Genomic DNA, 23916 nt, shown 5'->3' with positions numbered 1-23916 from the left:
GGTATCGATGCGGCCGACAAGCTGCAGAGCATCACGGCGCAGGATGGCAAGGCGTTCGTGATGGGCACGACGCCGGGCTTCCGCACCGCCATCGATCTGGCTCAGGCGCCACCGCCGCTGGAGCAGACCAGTGCCAAGCTGCTGGCAGATCCGCCGCACCAGCAGCGGGTGCATGAGGAGCAGCAGCGGGTCGCGATGGGCGGTCGCTGAGGCTTGTGTTGCCGACTTCGGGGGCGAACGCCACCCGGAGCCTTGTCTCATCGCAGCTGTGCTGCTGCCCAGTCGGCCAGGGCGTCCACCCGTGCATCGGCCGGGCCATCCGGCCGCGCCAGCACCCAGAAGCCGCCGGTGGCGGTAAATCCCCACGGTGCGACCAGCCGGCCTGCGGCCAGGTCTTCGGCCACCAGCGGTTCCGGTGCGATCGCCGGGCCCAGCCCGGCTACCGCGGCTTCCAGCAGGTAGTACAGGTGCTCGAAGGCGGTGCCCAGCTGCAGCTTCGACACGTCCAGATCGTGCGCCTGTGCCCATGCCGGCCATGCCTGCGGCCGTGAGCTGGTGTGCAGCAGCGTCTCCTGCAGCAGCGCCGACGGCGGTGCATGCCGCAGGCGCTGCGCGGCCGGATGCGACGGCGCCACCACCACGCCGACCCGTTCCGGCGCCAGCTCGCGTACCTGCCAGCCTCGTGGCCACGGGCCCTGCGCCAGCAGCAGCACCGCGTCCAGCGCCGCCTGCGCTTCGGTGAAACTGCCATCCAGTGCCGACCACTGCAGGCGTACGCCGGGCAGGGCAGCCTGCAATGCTGGCAGTCGTGGAATCATCCAGCGCGCCAGCACGCTGCCACTGCAGCCCAGTACCAGCGCCGGGACTGCTGTCGGCCGCCGCAGTTCGCGCACGCAGTCTTCGATGCCGCTGAAGGCCTCGCTGCATGCTGCCTGCAGGCGCGTGCCCGCAGCGGTCAGGCGCAGGCCACGGCCGGCCCGCTGGAACAACGCCAGGCCAAGGTGATCCTCCAGCAGCTTCAACTGCCGGCTGACCGCGCCGTGGGTGACGTGCAGGTCCTGCGCGGCGCGCCCAACGCCGCCAAGGCGGGCCGTCGCTTCGAACGCGCGCAGCGCATTGAGGGGAGGCAGCAGGGAACGGCTCATGTGAGATTTCCTGACGATATGCGCCAGATAATATCCATTTTCCGGTCATGACCCGTGCGCTAGAGTATCCACCTGTCTGAACCACCGGTCGTATCCATGTCTGCCTCCCCCATTGCCGACTATCACGCCTTCCCGGATGCCCAGGGCCACTTCGGCCGCTATGGCGGCAGTTTCGTTGCCGAAACCCTGGTCGGTCCGCTGCAGGAACTGGCCCAAGCCTATGACCAGGCGCGCCAGGATCCCGCATTCCAGCTGGCCTATGACCGCGATCTGGCGCACTACGTGGGCCGGCCGAGCCCGATCTATCACGCCCAGCGCCTGAGCGATCACGTCGGTGGCGCGCAGATCCTGCTCAAGCGCGAGGACCTGAACCACACCGGCGCGCACAAGATCAACAACACCATCGGCCAGGCCTTGCTGGCCGCGCGGATGGGCAAGAAGCGCATCATTGCCGAGACCGGGGCCGGCCAGCATGGCGTGGCCAGTGCCACGGTTGCCGCGCGGCTGGGCCTGGAATGCGTGGTGTACATGGGCGCCACCGACATCGAGCGGCAGAAGATCAATGTTTACCGCATGAAGCTGCTGGGCGCGACGGTGGTGCCGGTCACTTCCGGCTCGGCCACCCTGAAGGACGCACTCAACGAAGCCATGCGCGACTGGGTGACCAACGTGCAGGACACCTTCTACATCATCGGTACGGTCGCCGGTCCGGATCCGTATCCGCGCATGGTCCGTGACTTCAATGCCATCGTCGGCCGTGAGGCGCGCGAGCAGATGCTGGCCGAGTACGGCCGCCTGCCCGATGCGATCACCGCCTGCGTGGGCGGCGGCAGCAATGCGATCGGCCTGTTCCATGCCTTCCTCAACGATCGCCAGGTCGAAATCGTCGGTGCCGAAGCCGCCGGTGACGGCATCAACACCGGCCGTCACGCCGCTTCGATCGCTGCCGGTCGCCCCGGTGTGCTGCACGGCAACCGCACCTATGTGCTGTGCGACGACGACGGCCAGATCATCGAGACCCACTCGGTATCAGCCGGCCTGGACTATCCGGGCGTCGGCCCGGAGCACGCGTTCCTGGCCGATACCGGTCGCGCACGCTACCTCGGCATCACCGACGAGGAAGCGCTGCAGGCTTTCCATCTGCTGGCGCATACCGAAGGCATCCTGCCGGCACTGGAGTCCAGCCATGCGCTGGCGCAGGCGATCAAGCTGGCGCGTGAGCGACCGCGTGACCAGATCGTGCTCTGCAATCTATCCGGCCGTGGCGACAAGGACGTGCACACCATCGCTGCGCGCGAAGGGCTGGTGCTGTGAGCGCGCGGCTGCGGAACAGCGGCGTGCTGCTGCTGGCGCTTGGGCTGGCCGCGTGCCAGCCGCCGGAGCCACCGGTACTGGCGCCGGCCGCCAAGGCCACCACGCAGCCGGCGCAGCAGCCCGCCGCCAATGATGACTTGGATCCGATGGCGCGTACGCCGATCGTCGATCCGCCCCCGATGGACGATACGGACAGCGATGACGCGCCAGCGGTGGCCTCGGTGGCGCTGGACCATGCCGGCGAGGTATTGATCGGGCAGCACATGACCGATCTGAAAGCCTTCGGGCCGTGGACGGCACAAGGGGCTGTCGAAGCCATCGGCGGCAGCTGCGAATACTACGACGGCAAGGGGCTGCCGCCCGGCGTGTCGATGATGACCGATGAAGATCGGGTGGTCCGTTTCGACCTCGGCCTGGATCCGGAAAGTGGGGCGCCGACCCAGCAGCCAGGTCCATTCGGCCTGCGCGTCGGCATGACCCGCGCCCAGGCGATTGCCCGGTTCCCGAAGCCGCCTGTGTCCAGCCCGCATGCCTACGATGGTGAGCAGGGCGAGTATCTCACCTGGCAGGACCCGGGCTCGGCCCTTGGCATCCGGGTGGAACTGTTTGAAGGGAAGGTCATCCAGATGTACTGGGGGACCAGTGATGCGATTGAACTGATTGAAGGATGTGCCTGAGATGCCTGTATCCCGACTCGATGCCTGTTTCCAGCGCCTGCGCGAGCAGCAGCGCAAGGCGCTGATTCCCTTCATCACTGCCGGTGATCCCTCGCTGGAGGCCACCGTGCCGGTCATGCACGCGCTGGTTGAGGCCGGTGCCGATGTGATCGAGCTGGGCGTGCCGTTCTCCGACCCGATGGCCGATGGCCCGACCATCCAGCGCAGCTCCGAGCGCGCGCTGGCACGGGGGGCTGGCAGCCGCTACGTCCTGCAGGCCGTGGCGCAGTTCCGCGAGCGCGACGCGCAGACCCCGGTGGTGCTGATGGGCTACCTCAACCCGGTGGAGATCCATGGCTACGCGGCCTTCGCCAAGGCCGCCGTCGACGCAGGCGTGGACGGCGTACTGCTGGTCGACCTGCCGCCGGAAGAAGCGGGTGAAGCGCAGCAGGCCTTCGATGCAGCCGGCCTGGCACTGGTCCTGCTGGCGTCGCCGACCACCAGCGAAGCGCGGGCCGACAAGCTGCTGGCGCTGGCCCGTGGCTATCTCTACTACGTCAGCTTTGCCGGTGTCACCGGCGCGTCCGAACGCCTGGACAGCGATGCCGCCAGTGCCCGCCTGCAGGCCCTGCGCGCGCGCGCTTCAGTGCCGGTGGTTGCTGGCTTCGGCATCAAGGACGCCGCCAGTGCTGCGGCGATGGCGCGCCAGGCCGATGGCGTGGTGGTTGGCAGTGCACTGGTGGCGGTGCTGGCCGAAGCGGGCTCGGCTGAAGAGGCCGCGCAGCGTGCTGGAGACTTTCTGGCCCCGCTGCGGCAGGCGCTGGACGCGTAACGGTCGTGCCGGCCGCCGGCCGGCATCTGCCTGACGGCCACATGCAAGTGCTGCCGGCCAGCGGCCGGCACTACCCATGGGTCTGCACGTAAGGGGCTGCCGGCCAGCGGCCGGCACTACCCATGGGTCTGCACGTGGGGGCTGCCGGCCAGCGGCCGGCACTACCCATGGGTCTGCACGTAGGGGCTGCCGGCCAGCGGCCGGCACTACCCATGGGTCTGCACGTAGGGGCTGCCGGCCAGCGGCCGGCATGACCCAGCACCTAAACGTACGTCCCAGCATGGTTTTTTCCGGCGGCTCCGTGGCCGGCAAGGGGGTGCACGGGCAGGGAAAGCGGAGCTAGACTGTCCGCCTTTGCGGCCCTCGGGCCGCCCTGAACGGAAGTGTCCTCCCGCATGAGTTGGCTCAGCAAGTTGATGCCGTCCGGCATCCGCACCGACAACACCCCCAGCAAGAAGCGCAGTGTCCCCGAGGGCCTGTGGGAAAAGTGCAGCAACTGCGGCAGCGCGTTGTACCGTCCGGAACTGGAAGAGAACCTGGAGGTCTGCCCGAAGTGCGGCCACCACATGGCGATCCGCGCGCGTGCGCGCCTGGCCGCCCTGTTCGACGCCGACAGCACTACCGAGATCGGTGCGCGCCTGGGGCCGACCGACCTGCTCAAGTTCAAGGACCAGAAGAAGTACAGCGAGCGCATCAAGATCGCGCAGAAGAACACGGGTGAGTACGACGCGCTGATCGCCATGCGCGGTCTGCTCAAGGGCCGTGCACTGGTGGCCTCGTCGTTCGACTTCGCCTTCATGGGCGGCTCGATGGGCTCGGTGGTGGGTGAGCGTTTCGCGCTGGCCGCCGAAACCGCAGTCGAAATCGGTGCCCCCTACGTGTGCTTCTCGCAGAGTGGCGGCGCGCGCATGCAGGAAGGCCTGTTCTCGCTGATGCAGATGGCCAAGACCTCGGCCGCACTGGGCAAGCTGCGTGAAGCGGGCCTGCCGTACATCTCGGTGCTGACCCACCCGACCACCGGTGGCGTGTCGGCCTCGTTCGCGATGCTGGGCGACATCAACATCGCCGAGCCGCAGGCGCTGATCGGCTTCGCGGGTCCGCGCGTGATCGAGCAGACCGTGCGCGAGAAGCTGCCGGAAGGCTTCCAGCGTTCGGAGTTCCTGCTGGAACACGGTGCCATCGACCAGATCTGTGACCGTCGCGAGATGCGCGACCGCCTGTCCGATCTGCTGGCAATGCTGGGCCGTCAGCCGGCGCCGGAGGTGGCTTGATGGGAGGCCGCAAGTACTTCGGTACTGACGGCATCCGTGGGCGGGTCGGCCAGGGCGTGATCTCGGCCGACTTCGTGCTGCGCCTGGGCAACGCCCTGGGCCGTGTCCTGGTCGCCCAGCGCGGCCAGGACGGGCGCCGGCCGATCGTGGTGATCGGCAAGGACACCCGCATTTCCGGCTACATGTTCGAAGCGGCGCTGGAGGCCGGCCTGGTCGCTGCCGGCGCCGACGTGCAGCTGCTGGGGCCGATGCCGACCCCGGCGGTGGCGTTCCTGACCCGCACGCTGGGCGTGGACGCCGGCATCGTCATCAGCGCTTCGCACAACCCGCATTACGACAACGGCATCAAGTTCTTCTCCGCCCAGGGCGAGAAGCTCGACGACGCCACCGAACTGGCCCTGGAAGCGGCGCTGGACGTTCCGTTCACCACCGCCGAATCGGAGAAGCTGGGCAAGGCGTCGCGCGCGCGCGAAGCGGTCGGCCGCTACATCGAGTTCTGCAAGGCCAGCGTGCCGCGCGCGTTCGACCTGCGTGGCGTGCGCCTGGTGCTGGATTGCGCACACGGCGCCACCTACCAGATCGCACCGCTGCTGTTCCGCGAACTGGGCGCCGAGGTGATCGGCATCGGTGCCGAGCCCAACGGCGTCAACATCAACGCCGGTGTGGGTTCCACCCATATCGACAACCTAGCGGCCAAAGTCCGCGAGACCCGCGCCGATCTCGGCATCGCCTTCGATGGTGATGGCGACCGAGTGCTGATGGCCGACGACCAGGGCAACCCGGTCGACGGCGATGACCTGCTGTACATCCTGGCCCGCGCCTGGAAGGACGAAGGCCGCCTGCGCGGCCCGGTGGTCGGCACGCTGATGAGCAACTATGGCGTGGAGAAAGCTTTCGCCGATCTGCAGATCCCGTTCGTGCGCAGCAACGTTGGTGATCGATACGTGCACCAGGCGCTGGTCGAAGGCGGGGGCGTGCTTGGCGGTGAGGCCTCGGGCCACCTGCTGTGCCTGGACCGGGCGACCACCGGCGACGGTATTGTCAGTGCCCTGCAGGTACTGGTGGCACTGCGCAACGGCGGCCAGACCCTGCGCCAGGCGCTGAAGGGTTTGGAGCGGGTGCCGCAGAAAACGGTCAACGTGCGGTTGGGCAATGTCTCGGCCAAGGCCACGGTGCAGGCCGCCAGTGTGCAGGCCGCGCTGGCGGCCGCGCAGCAGTCGGTGGCCGGCCGCGGTCGCGCGTTCCTGCGCCCGTCGGGTACCGAGCCGGTGGTGCGGGTTACCGTCGAAGCCGATGACGCCACGCTGATGCAGGAGACACTCGATCGCTTGTCCGCTGCGGTGCGCGAAGCCGCTGCCTGAGCAGCGTGGCAATACCGCGTGTTGCACCCGACATGGCCGCGTTTGCGGCCATGTTTTTTTCTGGTAGGGGGGGGGACTCAACCGTGCGCGACCCGCGATCGCGTTCAGCTGCGGCTGCGCACCTTGTGACGCGTCGTGTACGGGCGTTTCCGACCGCTGGGTCCTGCCCGCATCAGCGCGCGGGCAGGTGCTCTGGCATTGCACCTTGTGCGGTGCGTGACATCGCCCGCTGCCACTTCCAGGTGTCCCGGCACATGTCGGTGAGATCGTGACGCGCCTTCCAGCCCAGCTCGCGCAGCGCCAGCGAGGCATCGGCGAAGCTGACCGCGATGTCGCCATCGCGCCGCGGTACGATGCGGAACGGAACCCGCACGCCGGTGGTGAGTTCGAAGGCCTGGATCAGTTCCAGCACGCTGTGGCCCTGGCCGGTGCCAAGGTTGAGGGTGATGCTGCGCCGCTGGTCGCGAAGGAACTGCAGGGCCAGTACGTGGGCGCTGGCGACGTCCTGCACATGGATGTAGTCGCGCACGCCGGTACCATCATGGGTCGGATAGTCGTCCCCGAAGACCTGGACCTCCGGCAGCAGCCCGGCGGCGACCTGCGCGATGTAGGGCATCAGGTTGCTCGGCGTGCCATGCGGAAGCTCGCCGATCAGCGCGCTGGCGTGGGCGCCGACCGGGTTGAAGTAGCGCAGCGTCGCGATATGCAGGTCCTGGCCCGTTGCCGCCAGGTCGGCAAGCAGCTGCTCGACCACCAGCTTGGTGCGCCCATAGGGCGTCATCGCACAGGTTGAAGCGGTCTCGGCCACCGGGCAGTGGTCCTGGTTGCCGTACACCGTTGCCGAAGAGCTGAAGACCAGCAACTGCACGCCTGCATCCTGCATGGCACCGAGCAGGGCAATCGAACCGCTGATGTTGCTGTCGAAATACTGCAGTGGAATCTTCTGGGATTCGCCCACGGACTTGAGCGCTGCGAAGTGCAGTACGGCATCGATCGCGTGCTCCTGCATCAAGGCGGCCATGCGCGGCCGGTCCCGGATGTCAGCCTGCACGAACACCGGTGCCGTGCCGGTGATCCGTCCGATGCGCTCGACCACGCTGGCGTCGCTGTTGCACAGCGAGTCCACGATGACCACGCAGTGCCCCTGCTGCTGCAGCTCCACGCATGCATGCGAGCCGATGTAGCCAGCACCGCCGGTCACCAGTACGTTCATTGCCTTCACTGTTCCTTTGAGTCCATTCGAAAAACGGGTGCTGCCGCGATCAAGATGAACGTGGCCTCCTAAGGGCCAGGCACCATCTTCTTCTGCCGCGCCTTGAAGCCGTTGAAGATCGGCGCGATCAACGGGTTGTAGCTCCATGCGATGCGCTTGCGCAGCCAGCTGGCCGGCCGGTTGCGGATCGCGAAGCGATAGATCCGCTCCGGATCGCCGCCAATCACGTTGCGGCCGAAGGGATGGGTGGTGTGCAGGTAGCGGAAGCCCTGTTCGCGTGCCACTTCGATGTAGTCATCGTCGAAGTCACCATAGGGCCAGCACAGCGTATCGGAGACTTCGCCGAGCTTCTCCAGCAGCGTCTGCTTCGCCATGGCCAGGTCGCCGCTGATGCCTTCGCGGCGCTGCGCACGGTCCAGGTCATCGCGCTTGAGCCAACGGGTGTGGCTGTGGGTATGGCAGTGGACCTCGAACGTGCCGGCTTCGATTGCCGCACGCGCTTCGCTCCAGCGCATCATCACTTCGTCGCTGCGGCCCTGCTTGTAGATCAGGTCCTCGCAGGCGCGATGTTCCGGCGTGGCCGGCAGCTCGGCGCCTTCGATGCCTGCATGCGGGCGGATCGGACCTTCGTGCATCCAGCCGGTGACCACGAATACCACCGCATGCATGCCGTATTTCTGCAGGATCGGATGGGCGTAGACCCAGTTGTCCAGGTAGCCGTCGTCGAACGTGATCACGATCGATTTGCGCGGCACCGGCTTCCCGGCGAGAAAGCCGGCGTACTGGTCCAGCGTCAGCGAGGTCCAGCCGGTCCGTGCGAGCCAGGCGATCTGGCTCTCGAAGTTCTCCGGGGATACGGTGATCATTCCCGGCGAGTTGCTGACATGGTGGTGCATCAGCACCGGTACGGTTCTGGCGTTAGCCATGACCCAGCTCCTTCAACCATTGGAGGTAGTAGTTTTCAGTGGCCTCTCCGTGGCCGGCCGCGCTGAACTGCTTGGCGCTGCGGATCCAGTCCCAACCGGCGCGGCCCATCTGCCGGCGACGTTCCTGATCATCCACCAGCAGCCGCAACGCACCAGTGAGGGCGGCGTCATCACCCAGCCGGGTGAGGATGGCATTGCTGCCTTCCACCAGCATTTCAGGCACGCCGCCAACGCGATGCGAGACGATCGGCAGTGCCGCCTGCGCCGCCTCGAGGAACACGGTCCCGGAGGCTTCCTTGTGGGTGGCCAGGGCGAAGATGTCGAAACCGGCCATCAGCCGGTGTGCGTCGCTGCGGAAGCCGAGCAGGTGCACCTGGCGCTCCAGCCCGAGTTCGCTGCGCAGGGCCTGCAGGCGGCCCATGACCGGCTCGCCGTCGCCGACCACGGCCAGGTGCAGGTCGGGATTGGTCTTGCATAGTGGCGCCATGGCGCGCAGCAGCTCGGCATGGCCCTTGGGCTCGCGCAGCACGGCCACGCAGCCGACCACGATGTCGCGCTCGGCGAAACCGAGTTCGGCGCGGACCTGTGCGCGGGTGGCCTGCAGGTTCTCCCAGGGATCGCCCTGCTCGGTCATGCCCCAGCGCGGCGGCGTCGCCATGGGGGGCACGATGCCGATGTGCTCGGCGGCAATGCCGCGGTCGACCAGCAGCCGCTTGACGAAATCGCTGACGGTGATGATCCGGTGCGGAAGACCGGTATAGGTCAGCAACGAATTGACCGGACTCATCAGGTGGCGCGAGCGCACCACCAGTGGCGTGCCGCCCAGGCGTGCGCCAGCCGCGGCGATCAGTGCGTCGCGGCGGCTGGTGGTGTTGACCACGTCGTAGCGCTCGCGGCGTACCAGGCGTGACACCGACCAGATGCCGCGCAGCAGCCGTGCCAGGCCGCCCATGCGCAGGGTATGCACGGTGAAGCCATCGTCGCGTGCGAGTTGGGCCAGGCGGGCATCGGGCTGGCACAGCAGGGACACCTGGTGCCCACGCGCACGCATCACCTGCATGTGGCGGAAGATGTAGATCTCCTGGCCGCCCATTCCCCGGGCAGCTTCGGTATGCAGGATCCGCAGCGAGCGTTTCATGGAATCCATCCTCTGTGGTCAGCGGTTGCGGAAGCGGGTCAGCGCTTCCCATGCGGTACGGACGGCGCCGGCATCCGGGGCCTGGCGCGGGAGCGGGCGGTAATGCAGGTCAAGCGCCGTCGCATTGCCGAACTTGTCGAACACGTAGATGACATTGCCATGGCGGACGGCGCGTTGTGACCAGCTTTCCACCACCAGTGCGCGCTCGCCTGCGGGTTCGGCCAGCAGATCCTGGCCGGTGCTGAAGTCGCTCAGTGCGTTCTCGCAGCCCAGGGCGTGGCGCATCAACGTCGGCACCCAGTCCTCATGTGAACTGGTGCGTGTCTCATGGCCGCTGGCCTGGCCGGGCCAGTGCAGCACGAACGGTACCTGCAGCTGGTAGTCGGAGAAGTTGCCGTTGTGGCCCCAGTAGTTCAGCTTCAGGTCGTTGAACTCCTCGGCGTGGTCGCCGGTGACCAGGACGATGGTGTTCTGATCCAGGCCCTGCGCGCGCAGATCGTCCAGCAGGGTGCCGACGAGGCTGTCGGCGTAATGCACGGCGGTCCGGTAACGGTTCAGTTCCGGGGCCGGGTCGTGGTCCGGACCGAACCTGAGGAAGTCGATTTCCTGCGCCATCGGGGTCGCCAGCGGCGGGTAGCCTGCGGGCATGTGGTAGGGCGCATGGGTGGAATCGAGGAAGACGAAGCCGAACCACGGCGTGTGCGCTGCCTGGCTTGCACGGATGTCCTTCTGAAGCGAGGCTACGATGCTGCTGTCACGGCCTTCCGAACCCAGGCCGGGCGGGCCCTGGTGCAGCTGGTCGCGGACGTCTGCAAATGCAGTGCGGTCGAATTCCGGGCTGTACATCGGCGCGCTGCCGTACAGATGCAGGTCGTACCCCTGCTGGCCCAGCACCTTGAACAGCTGTGAGCCGCGCTGTTCGTCAAGCATGCTTTGCCAGTAGCCGCCCGGCAGGCCGTAGAGCAGGCCGAACAGGCCATAGCGGGTGGCGTTGCCCGTGCTGAAATGGCGGTCGTAGACACGAGCGGAGGCCGCCAGTGCCGAGGTGTTCGGCATGATCTGCGGAGTAAGCGCATCGTGGCGCAGCGATTCCAGCACGACCATCAGTACATTGGGCCGCTGTGGGCTCTGGCAGCGCAGTGGCTGCAGCGGATACAGCAGCTGCGCATGGCGAGGATCGGGCAGGCCGACCTGCTGTTCACTGACCACGCCCAGCCTGCGCATGAAGCTCTTGGCGGTGATCGGCTGGGCCCAGGGCAGGTAGTTCCACTGGGCAATCACGTCACGGTCGCCGCGTGCGTCGTAGTAGGCGGTGGCCACCTGGCCGCTCGCCATCAGCAGGGCGACCACCGCCCAGGCCTGCAGCACCCTGCGCCGGCGGGGCGCGGCCGGCAGCAGCTTCCAGCACGCCCAGGCCAGGATGCCCTCGGCGGTGAAAATGGCCGCCACCAGCAGGCCGACCTGTACCCAGGTCTTCCACGACAACGCAACCTGGTCCTGCAGGGCGCCGCCGAACACCATGTTCAGGACCATGGCATTGAGGTGGAAGCGGTACAGGGTGAACACCTTGGCGTCGACCAGCAGCAGGCACAACCACAAGCCCTGCAGCAGTACCGCACTGATGCTCAGCGTGCGCGCGCTGCGCGGCCACAGGCCCAGCAGCAGTGGCAGCGCGCCGGCCAGCGCGCCGAAGGCGAGCAGGTGCCCGGGCAGGGCAATCGCGAGATAGGCCAGGCCCTGGCGGCCGCCCGGGTTGTCGTACAGCGGCACGTTGCCGAGGGTGATCACCGTCGCCAGCAGCGCATTGCCCAGGACGAACAGGGACCACCACGCAAGCCGGCGCCAGCGAAGGGCAGGGCCCGCAGAGGGAAGGGCGATGGCGGCTGGGGCGTCGGGCATGGTGCGTCGGGTCGGGGAGGCGCGGTCGGGGCTTGCGCTGCCAACGTGATGGATTCGTTAAATTGTGCGCAGGTCGCGCATTGTATCGATTTGTTTCCGAGGATCGAGTAGCGTCCGCCGGGTGATCTGTCACAATGTTCAGGCGGGCCATGAATGCGCAGGCCCCCCAGACCCAATGACAAGCCAGGAATTGCTGTGAGCCAGATCCCCACCCTCGACATCACCCGTTTCGACAGCGACCGCGAGGCCTTCGTGGCCGAGCTGGGCGCGGCCTACCGCCAATGGGGATTCGCGGGCATCCGCAACCATGGCATTCCGCAGGCCGACATCGACGCGGCCTACGATGCCTTCAAGGCCTTCTTCGCCCTGCCGGAAGAGGTCAAGCGCAAGTACCACGTGGCCGGCAGCGGCGGCGCCCGCGGCTATACCCCGTTCGGCGTGGAAACCGCCAAGGGCTCAAAGCACTTCGACCTGAAGGAGTTCTGGCACATCGGTCGTGAAATCGCCGACGACTCCAAGTACCGCGACGTGATGGCGCCGAACCTGTGGCCGACCGAGGTCGAGGGCTTCCGTGAGCGCGGCTACGGCCTGTACCAGGCGCTGGACAACCTGGGTTCGCGCGTGCTGTCCGCGCTGGCCCTGCACATCGGCCTGCCGGAAGACTTCTTCGCCGACAAGACCAACTTCGGCAACTCGATCCTGCGCCCGATCCACTACCCGCCGATCACCACCGACGACATCCCGAACGTGCGTGCCGGCGCGCATGGCGACATCAACTTCATCACCCTGCTGGTCGGCGCCAGCGCCGCGGGCCTGGAGGTGCAGTCGCATGAGGGCGAGTGGGTGCCGTTCACCTCGGACGCGGACACCATCGTGGTCAACATCGGCGACATGCTGCAGCGCCTGACCAACCATGTGTACCCGTCGACGATCCATCGCGTGGTCAACCCCCCGGGCGAGCTGGCCCGCCAGCCGCGCTACTCGGTGCCGTTCTTCCTGCACCCGAACCCGGATTTCCTGATCGACGTGCTGCCCTCGTGCATCACCCCGGAGAACCCGAGCCGGTACCCGGAGCCGATCACCGCCCACGGCTTCCTCGAGGAGCGCCTGCGCGAGATCAAGCTGAAGTAAAGAAAAGTGAGGCCGCCGAAAGGCGGCCTTTGTCTTTGCAGGGTTGCACCCTGCACCCGCGGCAGTGCCGGCCGCTGGCCGGCAAGTCCAAAGCCAAAGCGGCTCTGGGTTTCTGCGTGTTGGGCGGGGCGGTGTGGGTTGGCAGGACACGCCGCGAACCCCCAGGCCGGCCCAGCCGCTGGCGGCTGGGCGTTCGGGCGCTTGCGAAGCGGTGCTTCGCAAGCAAAGCGCCCTCACCCCTGGGGGCTCGATGGCGCCATCCATGGCGCCAACGGTCCTGCCAACCCACACCTCCCCGCCTTCGACAGTTTCCCGGTGACGGTTGGTGGGTGTCGACCTTGGTCGACACGGTAGATCCACGCCTTGCGTGGATGAGATCTGTCGGATCGAAGTGGGGTAGGGGTTGGTCCAGCCGGCAGCAACCCGGAATGCAGCTTTTGCCTTTGCTCTTGCTCTTCTTTTTTCTTTCCGTGGCGGGCGGAACCGCCGGACTGTGTCAGAGGCCGGGCGGGTGGGGCTGCGCAGGGGCGTGAGCCGCATGGATGCGGCGATCGAGCTTACATGGACGTACTTGCAGCGTCCCCTGCGCAGTCCCACCCGCCCGGCCAAGCCCTGGATCTAGCCTGGCTCTCCGCGAGCCACCAAACCCCGCCCCCCCGTCCCCCCCCGCCACGAGGGGCTGCGCCGTTGGCTGAAAATCCATGTAACCGCTTACAAGGAAACGGATTTTTGCCGCAGCGGGTATCATGACCGGCTGACTTCACACAGGAGCCACCCGCTCATGCGCCGCAAGATCGTCGCCGGAAACTGGAAGCTGCATGGCAGCCGTCAATTCGCCAATGAACTGCTGGGGCAGGTGGCTGCCGGGCTGCCGCTGGAGGGGGTGGACGTGGTGATCCTGCCGCCGCTGCCGTACCTGGGCGAGCTGGTCGAGGACTTCGGCGAGACCGGCCTGGCCTTTGGCGCGCAGGACGTGAGCAGCAACGAGAAGGGCGCCTACACCGGCGAGGTCTGCGCGGCCATGCTGGTCGAGGTCGGGGCCCGCTATGGCCTGGTCGGCCATTCCGAGCGCCGCCAGTACCACCACGAGAGCAGCGAGCTGGTCGCGCGCAAGTTCGCCGCCGCCCAGCACGCCGGCCTGGTGCCGGTGCTGTGCGTGGGCGAGACCCTGGAACAGCGCGAGGCCGGGCAGACCGAAGCGGTCATCGCCAGCCAGCTGGCACCGGTGCTGGAGCTGGTTGGCGCGGCCGGTTTCGCCCAGGCTGTGGTCGCCTATGAGCCGGTCTGGGCCATCGGTACCGGCCGTACCGCCACCAAGGAGCAGGCACAGCAGGTGCACGCGTTCATCCGTGGCGAAGTCGCGCGTATCGATGCTAGAATCGCTGATTCACTGCCCATTGTTTACGGCGGTAGCGTGAAGCCCGACAATGCCGGGGAACTGTTCGCGCAGCCGGATGTCGATGGTGGGCTGGTCGGCGGCGCCTCCCTGGTGGCTGCGGACTTCCTGGCCATCGCAAGGGCGGCGGCCGCGAACTAATCCTAGAAGTATTGTCCGAGGGCGGTTTCCAATGCTGATGTTGATCCTCAATGTCGTCTACGTGCTGGTCGCTGTGGCCATGATCGCGCTGATCCTGATGCAGCGTGGCTCGGGTGCGGCGGCGGGTTCGGGCTTTGGTGCCGGCGCCTCGGGTACGGTGTTCGGTGCGCGTGGCGCCTCGAACTTCCTGTCCAAGTCGACCAAGTGGCTGGCCGTCGTGTTCTTCGGCATCAGCCTCTTCATGGCCTGGTATGCCGGTCATGGCAGTCGTCCGGCGGCCGACCAGGATCTGGGCTTGATGTCCGCCCCGGCGGCGGTCGCTCCGGCGGCTCCGGCAGGCGAATTGCCGGCCGTTCCGAAGGCTGATGCGGTCCCGGCCGCCCCGGTTCCGGCCGCGAATGTGCCGGCTCAGGCGGAATCTTCGGTTTCTGGTGAAGAAAAGCCTTCGGAAGGCTCCCAGAAACACTGAAGCCGGTTACAATACGCGGCGCATCGGGAAGATAGTCTGATGTGATCGTTTGCCCAGGTGGCGGAATTGGTAGACGCACTACCTTGAGGTGGTAGCGACTTAGGTCGTAGGGGTTCGAGTCCCCTCTTGGGCACCATTTGTAAGTAAAGCGGGTTCGCCTGGCGCGCAAGGCGCCAGGTAGATTCCCGTCCACTCCCCCATGCCAAAGCGCCTGCAGGCGCAGCGGCAGAGGCAAGAGAGAATCGCTGTGCTGGCCGAATATTTGCCGTCTCTGCTGTTTCTGATCGTTGCCACCGGTATCGGCATTACGCTGATGCTGGTTGGTCGATTCCTCGGTCCCCGCCGCCCCGATCTGGAAAAGCTGTCGCCGTACGAGTGCGGCTTCGAGGCCTTCGAAGACGCGCGCATGAAGTTCGACGTGCGCTACTACCTGATCGCGATCCAGTTCATCGTCTTCGACCTGGAAATCATCTTCATCGTGCCGTGGACCCAGGTCTTCATGGAGCTGGGCGCGCGTTCGCTCGTCACCATGGGCCTGTTCGTCGGCATGCTGTTCCTCGGTTTCATTTACGTCTGGAAGAAGGGAGCGCTGGAATGGGAGTGATTCAGACTCTCGATGGCCTCATGAACAACCCCACGCCGGAAGGCCGGGTTGATGACATCCTGCGGCCGGAAGGCGACAACCCGCTGCTGGAAAAGGGCTTCGTCACCACCAGCGTCGATGCACTGCTGAACTGGGCGCGCACCGGCTCGATGTGGCCGATGACCTTTGGTCTGGCCTGCTGCGCGGTCGAGATGATGCACGCCGGCGCCGCGCGCCTGGACCTTGACCGCTACGGCGTGGTGTTCCGCCCGTCGCCGCGCCAGTCCGACGTGATGATCGTGGCCGGTACCCTGGTCAACAAGATGGCCCCGGCGCTGCGCAAGGTCTACGACCAGATGCCGGACCCGAAGTGGGTCATCTCGATGGGTAGCTGCGCCAATGGTGGCGGCTATTACCACTACTCCTATTCTGTCGTGCGCGGCTGTGATCGCGTGGTGCCGGTGGACGTCTACGTCCCGGGTTGCCCGCCGACCGCCGAGGCGCTGGTGTACGGGATCCTGCAGCTGCAGAAGAAGATCTGGCGTACACAGACCATCGCCCGCTGACCCTTCCACACTACAAGAGCGCGCCAAGCCCCCATGGCAGAGCAAGCATCCTTCATCGACCGACTCTCCGCACGTTTCGCTGGTGCGAAGGTCATCGTGGTCGAACCCCGCGGCGAAGTGACGCTGGAGGTGCCTGCCGCCGAGTGGCATGCCACCGCGCTGGCGCTGCGTGACGAGTTTGGTTTCGAGCAGGCCGTGGATCTCTGCGGCGTCGACTACCTCGGTTATGGCTCCGACGAATGGGACACCGCCGACGTGTCCTCGCAGGGCTTCAGCCGTGGCGTCGAAGGCAAGGCCCAGGGCCGCTTCGCGTGGGGCGAGTTCCCCACCGAGGAAAATGGCGCCGACGGCGCCCGCCCGCAGCACATGCCGACCCAGCGTTTCGCCGTGGTCGCCCAGCTGCGCTCGTACCAGCACAACCTGATGATGCACCTGCGCTGCTTCGCCCCTGACGAAGCACTGCCGGTGGTGTCCTCGCTGACCGGCATCTGGCCGGGCCTGAACTGGTTCGAGCGCGAAGCGTTCGACCTGTACGGCGTGATCTTCGAAGGCCACCCGGACCTGCGCCGGATCCTGACCGACTACGGTTTCGTCGGCCATCCGTTCCGCAAGGACTTCCCGCTGATCGGCAATGTCGAAGTCCGCTACGACGAAGAAAAGAAGCGCGTGATCTACGAACCGGTCACCTCGGTGGAGCCGCGTGTCGGCGTGCCGCGCGTGATCCGCGACGACGCCCGTCTGCAGACCGCAGAAGGTGAGCGCGCGCAGGAGGCAGTGAAGTGAGCCACGTACACCAGGCCGGCGAAGCATTCGCCAGCAACGCCGCCGAAAGTCGGCAGGAAATCCGCAACTACACCATGAACTTCGGCCCGCAGCATCCGGCCGCTCACGGTGTGCTGCGCCTGATCCTGGAAATGGACGGTGAAACCATCATGCGCGCCGACCCGCACGTGGGTCTGCTGCACCGTGGTACCGAAAAGCTGGCCGAGTCCAAGCCGTTCAACCAGTCGATCGGTTACATGGATCGACTGGATTACGTGTCGATGATGTGCAACGAGCACGCCTACGTGCGCGCGATCGAGACCCTGATGGGCATCGAGGCGCCGGAGCGTGCGCAGTACATCCGCACCATGTACGACGAGATCACCCGCATCCTCAACCACCTGATGTGGCTGGGCTCCAACGCGCTCGACCTGGGTGCGATGGCGGTGATGCTGTACGCCTTCCGCGAGCGCGAAGAGCTGATGGATTGCTATGAAGCAGTCTCCGGCGCACGCATGCACGCGGCGTACTACCGTCCGGGCGGTGTCTACCGCGACCTGCCGGACCACATGCCGAAGTACAAGGAGTCGCGCTGGCACAAGGGCAAGGCGCTGAAGCAGCTCAATGCTTCGCGCGAGGGCTCGCTGCTGGACTTCCTGGAGAACTTCACCGTCGAGTTCCCCAAGCGCATCGACGAATACGAAACCCTGCTGACCGACAACCGTATCTGGAAGCAGCGTACCGTCGGCATCGGCGTGGTGACGCCGGAACTGGCGCACCAGTGGGGCATGACCGGCGTGATGCTGCGTGGCTCGGGCGTGGCCTGGGACCTGCGCAAGAAGCGCCCGTACGCCAAGTACGATGCCGTCGATTTCGACATCCCGCTGGGCAAGGAAGGCGACTGCTACGACCGCTACCTGGTCCGCGTTGCCGAAATGCGCGAGTCCAACCGCATCATCAAGCAGTGCGTGGCGTGGCTGAAGGCCAACCCGGGCCCGGTGATGGTGAAGAACTTCAAGGTCGCTCCGCCCAGGCGCGAGGACATGAAGGACGACATGGAAGCGCTGATCCACCACTTCAAGCTGTTCAGCGAAGGCTACTGCGTGCCGGCCGGCGAGACCTACTCGGCGGTGGAAGCCCCGAAGGGCGAATTCGGCTGCTACCTGGTCTCCGATGGCGCCAACAAGCCGTTCCGCGTGCACCTGCGTGCGCCGGGCTTCGCCCACCTGTCCTCGATCGATTCGATCGTGCGCGGCCACATGCTGGCCGACGTGGTGGCGATGATCGGCACCTACGACCTGGTGTTCGGCGAGGTTGACCGGTAATGCCGTCCGCCACGCCAACGCCCGCTGCAGGCAGCCGGCGCAAGCCGGCGCCGCAGTTTCTGGAATTTCACGTTATGCATTTCGCTGAGGTCGGCCGATGAAGGCGACAGGTAATTTCGAGGCGGCGCGCGACGTCGACCCGATGGTGGTGCTGAGCGACAAGACCCGCGCTCACATCGATCACTGGCTGTCCAAGTTCCCGCCGGACCGCAAGCGCTCTGCCGTGCTGCAGGGCCTGCATGCGGCCCAGGAGCAGAACCAGGGCTGGCTGACCGACGAGCTGATCGCCGGCGTGGCCAAGTACCTTGATCTGCCGCCGGTGTGGGCCTACGAGGTCGCCAGCTTCTACTCGATGTTCGAGACCGAGAAGGTCGGCCGCAACAACGTGGCCATCTGCACCAACATCAGCTGCTGGCTCAATGGCGCCGAGGACATCGTGCGCCATTGCGAGAAGAAGCTGGGCATCAAGCACGGTGAATCGACCCCGGACGGCCGCGTCTACCTCAAGCGCGAGGAAGAGTGCCTGGCTGGCTGCGGTGGCGCGCCGATGATGGTCATCAACGGTCACTACCATGAGCGTCTGACCCTGGAAAAGGTCGACGAGCTGCTGGACGGGCTGGAGTAAGGGCATGGCACATCACCACGAATCCAAGGGTCCGGTCGGCCCCGCGCCGCTGCCGCACCAGGTGGTCTATACCACCCTGCATTACGACACCCCGTGGTCGTACGAAAGCTACCTGAAGACCGGTGGCTACGCCGCCCTGCGCAAGATCCTCGAAGAGAAGATCCCGCCGGAGCAGGTCATCGAGATGGTCAAGGCCTCGGGCCTGCGCGGCCGCGGTGGCGCAGGCTTCCCGACCGGCCTGAAGTGGTCCTTCATGCCCAAGGGCAACATGCAGAAGTACATCCTCTGCAACTCGGACGAATCCGAGCCGGGCACCTGCAAGGACCGCGACATCCTGCGCTACAACCCGCATTCGGTGGTGGAAGGCATGGCGATCGCCTGCTACGCCACCGGTTCGACCGTGGGTTACAACTACCTGCGCGGTGAGTTCCACCACGAGCCGTTCGAGCACTTCGAGCAGGCCCTGGCCGACGCCTATGCGAACGGCTGGCTGGGCAAGAACATCCTCGGCAGCGGCGTGGACATCGACATCTACGGCGCGCTGGGCGCCGGCGCGTACATCTGCGGCGAAGAAACCGCGCTGATGGAATCGCTGGAGGGCAAGAAGGGCCAGCCGCGCTACAAGCCGCCGTTCCCGGCCAATTTCGGCCTGTATGGCAAGCCGTCGACGATCAACAACACCGAAACCTATGGTTCGGTGCCGGCGATCATCCGCAACGGTCCGGAGTGGTTCAAGGGCCTGAGCCTGACCGCCAACGGCGGTCCGAAGTGCTTCTCGGTGTCCGGCTGCGTGCAGAATGGCGGCAACTTCGAAGTGCCGCTCGGCACCAAATTCCACGACCTGCTGGAAATGGCCGGTGGCCTGCGTCCGGGCCGCACGCTGAAGGGCGCGATCCCGGGCGGCGTGTCGATGCCGGTGCTGACCGCGGCCGAGCTGAAGGACCTGCCGATGGACTACGACACCATCCGCGCGCTGGGCTCCGGCCTGGGTTCGGGCGCGATCGTGGTGCTCGACGACAGCGTCTGCTGCGTCAAGTTCGCCTGCCGCATCAGCCAGTTCTTCCACAAGGAATCCTGTGGCCAGTGCACCCCGTGCCGTGAGGGCACCGGCTGGATGCACCGCGTGCTGGAGCGCATCGTCGCCGGCAAGGCCACGATGGAAGACCTGCACCAGCTGAAGGCGGTGGCCGGCCAGATCGAAGGCCACACCATCTGTGCGTTCGGTGAAGCGGCTGCATGGCCCATCCAGGGCTTCCTGCGCCAGTTCTGGGACGAATTCGAGTACTACATCGTCAACGGTCATTCGATGGTTGACGGCAAGAAGGTGGAGGCAGCCGCCGCATGAGCGCGCAACCCGTAAACCCGAACGTGCCACCGGATCACGTGACCATCGAAATCGATGGCAAGTCCCTGGTCGTGCCCAAGGGTTCGATGATCATCCAGGCGGCCGACAAGGCCGGCATTTCGATTCCGCGCTTCTGCTACCACGAGAAGCTGCCGATCGCCGCCAACTGCCGCATGTGCCTGGTGGACGTGGAAAAGTCGCCGAAGCCGGCGCCGGCCTGCGCCACTCCGGTGATGGATGGCATGAAGGTCGCCACCCGCAGCGAGAAGGCACTGAAGTTCCAGCGCTCGGTGATGGAGTTCCTGCTCATCAACCACCCCCTCGACTGCCCGATCTGCGATCAGGGCGGCGAGTGCGAGCTGCAGGACGTGTCGCTGGGCTATGGCCGTTCGGTCAGCCGCTTCAACGAGCGCAAGCGCGTGGTGCCGGATGAGGACATGGGCCCGCTGGTCGCCACCGAGATGACCCGCTGCATCCAGTGCACCCGCTGCGTCCGCTTCACCGCCGACGTCGCCGGTACCTACGAACTGGGTGGCATGTACCGCGGTGAGAACCTGCAGATCGGTACCTTCGACGGCAAGCCGCTGACCACCGAACTGTCCGGCAACGTCGTCGACGTCTGCCCGGTCGGCGCACTGACCAACAAGGTGTTCCAGTTCCGCGCCCGCCCGTGGGAACTGACCGCGCGCGAGTCGCTGGGTTACCACGACGCGATGGGTTCGAACCTGTTCCTGCACGTGCGTCGCGGCGAAGTGCTGCGCACCGTGCCGCGCGACAACGAAGCGGTGAACGAGTGCTGGCTGTCCGACCGTGACCGCTACTCGCACCAAGGCCTGTACAGCGAAGACCGTGCGGTCAAGCCGCTGCGCAAGCTCAATGGCGAGTGGAAGGAAGTGAGCTGGGCCGAAGGCCTGGCTGCGGCCGCCGAGATCCTCAAGGCCAACCAGGGCGACAACCTGGGCGTGCTGGTGCACCCGTCCACCTCGAACGAGGAGGGCGCGCTGCTGGCCCGCCTGGCCAAGGGCCTGGGCTCGAGCAACATCGACCACCGCATCAACAACCGCGATTTCTCCGACGCCGCAACCGCCGAAGTGTTCGGCCTGCCGCTGGCCGAGATCGAAGGCGCCGACCGCATCGTCGTTCTGGGCAGCAACATCCGCCACGAACTGCCGCTGCTGCACGCCCGCCTGCGCAAGGCGCAGACCACCAAGGGCGCGAAGATCCACGTCGTCAATCCGGTGGACTTCGACTTCGCTTTCAGCATCGCCGGCAAGCAGATCGTCGCGCCGTCGAAGTTCGTCGACGCGCTGGCCAGCGCCGAGCTGCGTTCGGCCGTGCAGGGCGGCAACAACACCGTGCTGATCGTTGGTGGCATCGCCGAGAACCACCCGCAGGCTGCCGCCATCCGCGCCGCCGCGCGTGACTTCGCCGCCGCCACCGGTGCCAAGCTGTGCCGCATCCCGCAGGGCGCCAACGCCGTGGGCCTGACCCGCGCTGGCGTGCTGCCGGCCGGCAAGGACGTCGCCGCGATGCTGGCGCAGCCGCGCCAGGCCTACGTGGTGTACGGCCTGGAGCCGGGCCTGGATTTCGCCGATGCACCTGCCGCGCGCAAGGCGCTGGCCGGTGCCCAGGTGGTGGCCTTCAGCCAGTTCGCCTGTGCCTCGACCCGCGACGTCGCCGACGTGATCCTGCCGATCGGTGCGCTGCCGGAAATCGACGCCACCCTGACCAACCTCGATGGTCGCGAGCAGTCGGCCCGTGCCGGCGGCAAGCTGCCGGGCGAGGCCCGTGAAGGGTGGCGCGTGCTGCGCGCACTGGGCGGCGACATGGCGCTGGCCGGTTTCGACTTCACCGACCTGGCCGGCCTGCGTGCCAGCCTGGCCCCAGTGTCGGTCACCGTTGCCGCTTCGGCGCAGCCGGTGGTTGCCGGCGAAGGCCTGGAAGTGGCTTCGACCGCCGCGATCTACCGCACCGATGCGGTGGTCCGTCGCGCCCCGGCGCTGCAGTCGCATCCGCTCAACAACGCCCCGCGCATCGTGCTGAACGCTGAAGATGCCGCTCGCCTGCAGCTGCAGGAAGGGCAGATGGCCAAGGTCGGCACCGATGCCGGCAAGGCCACCCTGCCGGTGGTGGTCGACGCCCGCGTCGCTGCGGGTTCGGTCTGGATTGAATCGGGCCACGGCGCGACCGCGCCGCTGGGTGCCGCTCGCGTAACGGTGGTGGCTGCATGAACGAATTGCTGTTGAACGCGGTCGACCCGCTGCACCAGTGGCTGCTGGGCCTCGGTGACATCGGCGCGCTGATCTGGATCATCCTGAAGATCCTGGTGATCACCGTTCCGGTGATCATCTCGGTGGCCTTCTACGTGGTCTGGGAACGCAAGCTGATCGGCTGGATGCACGTCCGCCACGGCCCGATGTACGTGGGCATGGGCATCTTCCAGGCCTTCGCCGACGTCTTCAAGCTGCTGTTCAAGGAAGTGGTCCAGCCGAGCAGCGCCAACAAGGCGATCTACCTGCTGGCACCGCTGATCACCCTGGCCCCGGCCTTCGCGGCCTGGTCGGTGGTCCCCTTCGATTCGCAGATCGTGCTGTCCAATGCCAACGCCGGCCTGCTGTACCTGCTGGCGATGACCTCGCTGGGCATCTACGGCATCATCCTGGCCGGTTGGGCGTCCAACTCGAAGTACGCGTTCCTGGGTGCCATGCGCGCCTCGGCGCAGATGATCAGCTACGAAATCGCCATGGGCTTCGCCCTGGTCGGCGTGATGATCGCCGCTGGCAGCCTGAACCTGAGCAATATCGTGATGGCGCAGGCCGGCAGCTCCGGCTTCTTCGACTGGTTCCTGCTGCCGCTGTTCCCGCTGTTCGTCATCTACTGGGTGTCGGGCGTGGCTGAAACCAACCGCGCGCCGTTCGACGTGGTGGAAGGCGAATCGGAAATCGTCGCCGGCCACATGGTCGAATACTCCGGCGGTGCCTTCGCGCTGTTCTTCCTGGCCGAATACGCGAACATGATCCTGATCAGCTTCCTGATCTCGATCTTCTTCCTCGGCGGCTGGCTGAGCCCGGTCCAGGGCTGGGTCAACTTCGGCGATGTCTCGCCGCTGGTCGACTGGATCTGGAAGGGCGGTGCACCGTGGCTGTTCGTCAAGGTGTTCTTCTTCGCCAGTGCCTACATCTGGTTCCGTGCCAGCTTCCCGCGCTTCCGCTACGACCAGATCATGCGCCTGGGCTGGAAGGTCTTCATCCCGCTGGCCATTCTGTGGATCGCGGTTACCGCCGTCATGGTGTTCTTCGGCGTGATTCAAAAGGGCGTCTAAAGTGATGAACAGGATTACCCATTACTTCAAGAGCCTGCTGCTGCTCGAACTGCTGGCGGGCCTCTGGCTGACGCTGAAGTACAGCTTCAAGCCGAAGTACACGATGATGTACCCGATGGAGAAGTTCCCGCAGTCGCCGCGCTTCCGTGGCCTGCACGCGCTGCGCCGTTACCCCAACGGCGAAGAGCGCTGCATTGCCTGCAAGCTGTGCGAAGCGGTGTGCCCGGCCCTGGCCATCACCATCGACTCGGCCAAGCGCGAGGACGGCACCCGCCGCACCACCCGCTACGACATCGACCTGTTCAAGTGCATCTTCTGCGGCTTCTGCGAAGAAAGCTGCCCGGTGGACTCGATCGTCGAAACCCACATCCTCGAGTACCACTTCGAGAACCGTGGCGAAAACATCGTTACCAAGCCGCAGCTGCTGGCCCTTGGCGATCGTCTCGAAAACGAGATCGCCGAGCGTCGTGCCGCCGATGCCGCTTACCGCTGAGGT

General features: G+C 66.3%; 22 protein-coding genes, 1 tRNA gene and 1 pseudogene. 19 read left to right on the top strand and 5 right to left on the bottom strand.

Translation table 11 applies throughout. The features are described 5' to 3' along the window. Positions 1-210 (top strand): annotated as a pseudogene (locus tag AC5P6S_RS00505) (peptidoglycan-binding protein); the annotation flags it as partial. 47 nt (positions 211-257) lie between these two features. On the opposite strand, the gene AC5P6S_RS00500 reads toward AC5P6S_RS00505, so the two are convergent. Next, on the bottom strand, positions 258-1145 hold the full coding sequence (locus AC5P6S_RS00500) for a LysR family transcriptional regulator (RefSeq protein WP_012480889.1): 888 nt from the start codon (positions 1143-1145) through the stop codon (positions 258-260). A 96-nt stretch (positions 1146-1241) separates the two neighbouring features. Here AC5P6S_RS00500 and trpB point away from each other — a divergent pair, with 96 nt between their 5' ends. The 5 genes from trpB to glmM all read left to right on the top strand — a co-directional run bounded on the left by trpB (position 1242) and on the right by glmM (position 6579). Then, positions 1242-2459: a tryptophan synthase subunit beta gene (trpB, locus tag AC5P6S_RS00495; protein WP_005410476.1), complete on the top strand. Its 1218-nt coding sequence runs from the start codon at positions 1242-1244 to the stop codon at positions 2457-2459. Beyond that, complete coding sequence (locus AC5P6S_RS00490; RefSeq protein ID WP_049397012.1) at positions 2456-3136, top strand: hypothetical protein; 681 nt, start codon at positions 2456-2458, stop codon at positions 3134-3136. Before trpB ends, AC5P6S_RS00490 begins: the two co-directional genes overlap by 4 nt. A gap of 1 nt (position 3137) precedes the next feature. Then, a complete protein-coding gene (gene trpA, locus AC5P6S_RS00485; RefSeq protein WP_185695140.1) occupies positions 3138-3947 on the top strand; it encodes a tryptophan synthase subunit alpha in 810 nt (269 codons plus the stop codon). A gap of 395 nt (positions 3948-4342) precedes the next feature. Beyond that, positions 4343-5218 carry an acetyl-CoA carboxylase, carboxyltransferase subunit beta gene (accD, locus tag AC5P6S_RS00480; RefSeq protein WP_005410473.1) on the top strand — a complete coding sequence of 292 codons (876 nt, stop codon included), beginning with the start codon at positions 4343-4345 and terminating at the stop codon, positions 5216-5218. Beyond that, positions 5218-6579 carry a phosphoglucosamine mutase gene (gene glmM, locus AC5P6S_RS00475; protein ID WP_049397008.1) on the top strand — a complete coding sequence of 454 codons (1362 nt, stop codon included), beginning with the start codon at positions 5218-5220 and terminating at the stop codon, positions 6577-6579. Before accD ends, glmM begins: the two co-directional genes overlap by 1 nt. A 172-nt stretch (positions 6580-6751) precedes the next feature. Here glmM and galE read toward each other — a convergent pair whose 3' ends face one another. The 4 genes from galE to AC5P6S_RS00455 form a co-directional block, all read right to left on the bottom strand. Further along, positions 6752-7792 (bottom strand): UDP-glucose 4-epimerase GalE, encoded by a 1041-nt coding sequence (galE, locus tag AC5P6S_RS00470; RefSeq protein WP_049397007.1) that lies wholly within the window; start codon positions 7790-7792, stop codon positions 6752-6754. A gap of 68 nt (positions 7793-7860) precedes the next feature. After that, positions 7861-8718 carry a polysaccharide deacetylase family protein gene (locus AC5P6S_RS00465; RefSeq protein WP_005410470.1) on the bottom strand — a complete coding sequence of 286 codons (858 nt, stop codon included), beginning with the start codon at positions 8716-8718 and terminating at the stop codon, positions 7861-7863. Continuing rightward, entirely contained in the window at positions 8711-9856 is a 1146-nt protein-coding gene (locus AC5P6S_RS00460) for a glycosyltransferase family 4 protein (protein WP_005410469.1), read from the bottom strand. Before AC5P6S_RS00460 ends, AC5P6S_RS00465 begins: the two co-directional genes overlap by 8 nt. 18 nt (positions 9857-9874) lie before the next feature. Next, the gene (locus AC5P6S_RS00455; protein ID WP_495204425.1) at positions 9875-11755 is read right to left on the bottom strand and encodes a DUF3413 domain-containing protein; all 1881 of its coding nucleotides are present in this window, start codon (positions 11753-11755) and stop codon (positions 9875-9877) included. A gap of 153 nt (positions 11756-11908) precedes the next feature. On the opposite strand from AC5P6S_RS00455, the gene AC5P6S_RS00450 reads away from it, so the two are divergent. From AC5P6S_RS00450 to nuoI, 13 genes are all read left to right on the top strand, one after another. Next, entirely contained in the window at positions 11909-12886 is a 978-nt protein-coding gene (locus AC5P6S_RS00450; protein ID WP_005410467.1) for an isopenicillin N synthase family dioxygenase, read from the top strand. 781 nt (positions 12887-13667) lie between these two features. Beyond that, positions 13668-14423 carry a triose-phosphate isomerase gene (gene tpiA / locus AC5P6S_RS00445; protein WP_005410466.1) on the top strand — a complete coding sequence of 252 codons (756 nt, stop codon included), beginning with the start codon at positions 13668-13670 and terminating at the stop codon, positions 14421-14423. A gap of 31 nt (positions 14424-14454) precedes the next feature. Beyond that, entirely contained in the window at positions 14455-14892 is a 438-nt protein-coding gene (gene secG, locus AC5P6S_RS00440; RefSeq protein WP_005410465.1) for a preprotein translocase subunit SecG, read from the top strand. 51 nt (positions 14893-14943) lie between these two features. Continuing rightward, a tRNA-Leu gene (locus AC5P6S_RS00435) sits at positions 14944-15028 on the top strand. Positions 15029-15139: 111 nt separating this feature from the next. Next, positions 15140-15496 carry an NADH-quinone oxidoreductase subunit A gene (locus tag AC5P6S_RS00430; protein ID WP_005414075.1) on the top strand — a complete coding sequence of 119 codons (357 nt, stop codon included), beginning with the start codon at positions 15140-15142 and terminating at the stop codon, positions 15494-15496. Then, a complete protein-coding gene (locus AC5P6S_RS00425) occupies positions 15487-16041 on the top strand; it encodes a NuoB/complex I 20 kDa subunit family protein (RefSeq protein WP_005410463.1) in 555 nt (184 codons plus the stop codon). Before AC5P6S_RS00430 ends, AC5P6S_RS00425 begins: the two co-directional genes overlap by 10 nt. Positions 16042-16074: 33 nt before the next feature. Continuing rightward, entirely contained in the window at positions 16075-16824 is a 750-nt protein-coding gene (locus AC5P6S_RS00420; RefSeq protein WP_005410462.1) for an NADH-quinone oxidoreductase subunit C, read from the top strand. Next, positions 16821-18128: an NADH-quinone oxidoreductase subunit D gene (locus AC5P6S_RS00415; RefSeq protein WP_005410461.1), complete on the top strand. Its 1308-nt coding sequence runs from the start codon at positions 16821-16823 to the stop codon at positions 18126-18128. The genes AC5P6S_RS00420 and AC5P6S_RS00415 overlap by 4 nt, the downstream gene beginning before the upstream one ends. A 97-nt stretch (positions 18129-18225) precedes the next feature. Beyond that, positions 18226-18753 (top strand): NADH-quinone oxidoreductase subunit NuoE, encoded by a 528-nt coding sequence (gene nuoE / locus AC5P6S_RS00410; protein WP_005410460.1) that lies wholly within the window; start codon positions 18226-18228, stop codon positions 18751-18753. A gap of 4 nt (positions 18754-18757) precedes the next feature. Then, the gene (gene nuoF, locus AC5P6S_RS00405; RefSeq protein ID WP_010486436.1) at positions 18758-20098 is read left to right on the top strand and encodes an NADH-quinone oxidoreductase subunit NuoF; all 1341 of its coding nucleotides are present in this window, start codon (positions 18758-18760) and stop codon (positions 20096-20098) included. Next, complete coding sequence (gene nuoG / locus AC5P6S_RS00400; protein WP_262247709.1) at positions 20095-22329, top strand: NADH-quinone oxidoreductase subunit NuoG; 2235 nt, start codon at positions 20095-20097, stop codon at positions 22327-22329. The genes nuoF and nuoG overlap by 4 nt, the downstream gene beginning before the upstream one ends. Further along, positions 22326-23420, top strand: a complete 1095-nt coding sequence (gene nuoH / locus AC5P6S_RS00395; RefSeq protein WP_005410457.1) for an NADH-quinone oxidoreductase subunit NuoH — start codon at positions 22326-22328, stop codon at positions 23418-23420. The genes nuoG and nuoH overlap by 4 nt, the downstream gene beginning before the upstream one ends. Before the next feature lie 4 nt (positions 23421-23424). Then, on the top strand, positions 23425-23913 hold the full coding sequence (gene nuoI / locus AC5P6S_RS00390; RefSeq protein WP_005410456.1) for an NADH-quinone oxidoreductase subunit NuoI: 489 nt from the start codon (positions 23425-23427) through the stop codon (positions 23911-23913). Positions 23914-23916: the final 3 nt, after the last annotated feature.

Source organism: Stenotrophomonas sp. YJH_SMC_119 (genome assembly GCF_059368315.1).
This window is presented reverse-complemented; position numbering and strand designations above follow the sequence as displayed.

Coding starts and splice junctions, on each gene's coding strand:
- trpB (WP_005410476.1), top strand. CDS start 1,242: ATGTCTGCCTCCCCCATTGCCGACTATCACGCCTTCCCGGATGCCCAG.
- AC5P6S_RS00465 (WP_005410470.1), bottom strand. CDS start 8,718: ATGGCTAACGCCAGAACCGTACCGGTGCTGATGCACCACCATGTCAGC.
- AC5P6S_RS00455 (WP_495204425.1), bottom strand. CDS start 11,755: ATGCCCGACGCCCCAGCCGCCATCGCCCTTCCCTCTGCGGGCCCTGCC.
- accD (WP_005410473.1), top strand. CDS start 4,343: ATGAGTTGGCTCAGCAAGTTGATGCCGTCCGGCATCCGCACCGACAAC.
- galE (WP_049397007.1), bottom strand. CDS start 7,792: ATGAACGTACTGGTGACCGGCGGTGCTGGCTACATCGGCTCGCATGCA.
- nuoI (WP_005410456.1), top strand. CDS start 23,425: ATGAACAGGATTACCCATTACTTCAAGAGCCTGCTGCTGCTCGAACTG.
- tpiA (WP_005410466.1), top strand. CDS start 13,668: ATGCGCCGCAAGATCGTCGCCGGAAACTGGAAGCTGCATGGCAGCCGT.
- AC5P6S_RS00450 (WP_005410467.1), top strand. CDS start 11,909: ATGCGCAGGCCCCCCAGACCCAATGACAAGCCAGGAATTGCTGTGAGC.
- secG (WP_005410465.1), top strand. CDS start 14,455: ATGCTGATGTTGATCCTCAATGTCGTCTACGTGCTGGTCGCTGTGGCC.
- glmM (WP_049397008.1), top strand. CDS start 5,218: ATGGGAGGCCGCAAGTACTTCGGTACTGACGGCATCCGTGGGCGGGTC.
- nuoG (WP_262247709.1), top strand. CDS start 20,095: ATGAGCGCGCAACCCGTAAACCCGAACGTGCCACCGGATCACGTGACC.
- trpA (WP_185695140.1), top strand. CDS start 3,138: ATGCCTGTATCCCGACTCGATGCCTGTTTCCAGCGCCTGCGCGAGCAG.
- nuoH (WP_005410457.1), top strand. CDS start 22,326: ATGAACGAATTGCTGTTGAACGCGGTCGACCCGCTGCACCAGTGGCTG.
- nuoF (WP_010486436.1), top strand. CDS start 18,758: ATGGCACATCACCACGAATCCAAGGGTCCGGTCGGCCCCGCGCCGCTG.
- AC5P6S_RS00420 (WP_005410462.1), top strand. CDS start 16,075: ATGGCAGAGCAAGCATCCTTCATCGACCGACTCTCCGCACGTTTCGCT.
- nuoE (WP_005410460.1), top strand. CDS start 18,226: ATGAAGGCGACAGGTAATTTCGAGGCGGCGCGCGACGTCGACCCGATG.
- AC5P6S_RS00460 (WP_005410469.1), bottom strand. CDS start 9,856: ATGAAACGCTCGCTGCGGATCCTGCATACCGAAGCTGCCCGGGGAATG.
- AC5P6S_RS00425 (WP_005410463.1), top strand. CDS start 15,487: ATGGGAGTGATTCAGACTCTCGATGGCCTCATGAACAACCCCACGCCG.
- AC5P6S_RS00500 (WP_012480889.1), bottom strand. CDS start 1,145: ATGAGCCGTTCCCTGCTGCCTCCCCTCAATGCGCTGCGCGCGTTCGAA.